This window comes from Oleiphilus sp. HI0067, from assembly GCF_001635735.1.
Genome location: NZ_LWFI01000923.1, coordinates 1 through 2,784, shown reverse-complemented (window position 1 = coordinate 2,784; position 2,784 = coordinate 1). Strand labels below are relative to the sequence as shown.

Below are 2,784 nucleotides of genomic sequence, written 5' to 3'. Positions count from 1 at the left end.
ATCACCAGGGAACCCACCATCACCAGGGAATCCACCATCACCAGGGAACCCACCATCACCAGGGAACCTACNATCACTAGGGAACCCACCATCACCAGGGAACCCACCATCACCAGGGAATCCACCATCACCAGGGAACCCACCGTCACTTGGGAATCCACCATCGCTAGGAATATCAAACAGTGGCTGACCTCCATCACTTGGTGGACAATCATTCGGCACTGCCGTCGAATCTTGGCCCCCGATCACATACATGTAACGCCCTTTCGTTACAGCTTGAAAGTAAGCGCGCGCGGCCCAAGGCGCCTCTCCTTCGAGTGAAGCAGGCAACCATGTCTGGCCTGCATCTCCACTCTTCCAGACATCATTACGAAATTCGCTATCGCCAAAAGTCAAAGGAAACTGATTGGGAATCCGCCCACCAATAACATAAAAATTTCCACGCAAGTTGACAGCGGCCAGCCCCGCCCGAGGCTCCCAACCTGTGTTGATGCCGTCGTTAACTTCATGCCACTCAAATTTATTAAAGAAACGCGCTTCATCTGCTTTTGCGCTAGAAACCATCACTGACAAAATCAGGAGTAAAACTCCCAAAGAATAATACTTAATACTGCTGAACTGACTCTCCATCACGATATTCTCCGTATTTGCTTTTTATTGTTCGAAAATCACGATGAATCGCTCGGATTAGATCATTAAATAACCAGCCCTGATAATCTTTGTAGCATTGACACGGTGATTCAAACCACTCAATTTAAGATATTGAACTTAACCGCGCCGCAACTAAACCAGTAAAAAAATATACAGAGACGGTTGATGAAAGTAATAAGAAAAGAAGACCTGAATAACTGCATCGGTATAGAAATGTCACCGACAGACTGGTTCACCGTAACCCAAGAACAAATCAATCAATTCGCTGACTGCACTCTCGACCACCAATTCATTCACGTTGATGAGGAGAAAGCGAAAAACACACCTTTCGGATCGACCATCGCTCATGGTTTGTTATCGCTATCGATGCTGCCGCACTTCGCGCAACGCTTTGCATACATGATCGAGGGTACTTTCATGGGTGTGAACTATGGATTCGACAAAGTACGCTTTATGCATCCCGTAAAAGTAGGTAGTCGTATTCGTGCGCAAGCAAAGCTAACACATGCAGAAGAAAAAGCACCGGGACGTTATATGTTTAAAATGGATGTCACGATTGAAATTGAAGGCAAAAAGAAACCTGCCTTAAAAGCGGTTTGGATAGCGATGCAGATGGTCGCCTAAGCCGTATAATCCCACTTAAATTTAAAACGTATCGAGCGTTTGTTCGCTTCGCTAAAAAATATATCGCAAAGAGAGTTAAAAGATGGATCAAGAGAATATGCAAGCAATCTATGAAATGGATAGCGAAGGTCGCTATGACTTCACCATAAGCTATGTGGTTGAGGAACGTGAGATCTGGATTCTCGTGAACAATGATAAGCAATTTCTAAAGATATTTTCTGAAGATGAAAATTTTGAGTACTTGCCGATTTGGCCGACCGAAGAATTAGCTCTGGCCTACGCAAAAAATGAATCAGAGCTTGAAGCCTTGAGTATATCTCTTCCAGATTTCTTTAATAAATGGGTCGTCGGTCTAGAAAAAGATGGACTAGAGATTGGAGTATTTCCTGGCACAGACTCGACTATATGGGTCACAGAGCCAAATGTTCTCAAAAAAGATCTACAAGAAAAATTAGCAAATCTTTAGTAGCAGATAAACTTGTTGCGAAATTCAACTAAGTTTATCTGCTATTAATCGCTTAAGCAGCCTTCTAATGGTTCGCTACCACGATAATGAAGCGCCGGTTTGATATTCAGTGACACGCGTTTCAAAGAAGTTCTTCTCTTTGCGTAAGGCAGCTTGCTCATCCAGCCAAGGTAAGGCGTTTTGAGCTCCAGGGAATGGCTGCTCAAGTTTTAACTGTTTCGCTCTTCGGTTCGCAATAAACCTGAATTGCTCAACGTGATCCTCTGCTGTATAGCCCAAAATCGGATCTCGAAGTAAATAACCCGCATAGGCTTTTTCCGCCGCTTCAGACTCTTCCCACATTAGTTTCACAGCTTTTGGATCAAGAGAAATATTCTCTTCCACCATAATCTGTTTAACCACCTTAATACCAAAGGCCGCGTGCATTACTTCGTCTCGCATAATGTACTGCAACTGCTCTGCCGTGCCTTTCATTAAGCCACGTCGTTGAAGTGCAAAAATCGGGCTAAATCCGTTATAAAACCAACACCCTTCGAATACGCCAGCAAAGAACGTATATGAGAGCATAAACTGTTCGAGATCATCACGATTTTTAAGATCCATCTCTGTCGTCAACACTGCATTTAAGCGGCGATTTGCGAGTCGAATCTTGCTGTAGATTTCAGGAACAACACGGTAGCGGTTGTATATCTCACTCTGATCCAAACCAATGGTTTCGATACAGTGCTGATACGTCCATGTATGCATCGCCTCTTCAAACACCTGACGTGCTTGATAAATTTGTAGTTCTGGCGCGCTCATTTTCTCCATGACCGCAAGGCCAATATTCCGCATCGCTAAGATATCTGAGGTTGTCAGATACGCGAGTACGTTCTCAAAAACATGGCGCTCTTCGACCGTAAGTTTATGGTGATAGTCATGAACATCTTGCGACATATTTACGTCTAAAGGCGTCCAGTGATTTTTGTTAGCGTTCAAGAAATATTGCCAAGCCCAAGGATACTTGAATGGCGCGAGTTGGTTCACATCAGCTTCGCCATTTA

The 2,784-nt window shown here is 44.1% G+C and carries 3 protein-coding genes; 2 read left to right on the top strand and 1 reads right to left on the bottom strand.

Annotated features, from left to right (window positions below; translation table 11 throughout):
- Positions 1–816: 816 nt before the first annotated feature.
- A complete protein-coding gene (locus tag A3739_RS11165; RefSeq protein WP_068476119.1) occupies positions 817–1,275 on the top strand; it encodes a MaoC family dehydratase in 459 nt (152 codons plus the stop codon).
- A gap of 82 nt (positions 1,276–1,357) precedes the next feature.
- Positions 1,358–1,741 (top strand): DUF2750 domain-containing protein, encoded by a 384-nt coding sequence (locus A3739_RS11160; RefSeq protein WP_068476120.1) that lies wholly within the window; start codon positions 1,358–1,360, stop codon positions 1,739–1,741.
- Between the two features lie 75 nt (positions 1,742–1,816).
- Here A3739_RS11160 and A3739_RS11155 read toward each other — a convergent pair.
- The coding region (locus A3739_RS11155) for a ribonucleotide-diphosphate reductase subunit beta (RefSeq protein WP_068501341.1) at positions 1,817–2,784 on the bottom strand (968 nt) is incomplete at its 5' end.

Bases quoted from the DNA above. Each gene is read 5' to 3' on its own strand.
- A3739_RS11165 (WP_068476119.1), top strand. From the start codon at position 817: ATGAAAGTAATAAGAAAAGAAGACCTGAATAACTGCATCGGTATAGAA.
- A3739_RS11160 (WP_068476120.1), top strand. From the start codon at position 1,358: ATGGATCAAGAGAATATGCAAGCAATCTATGAAATGGATAGCGAAGGT.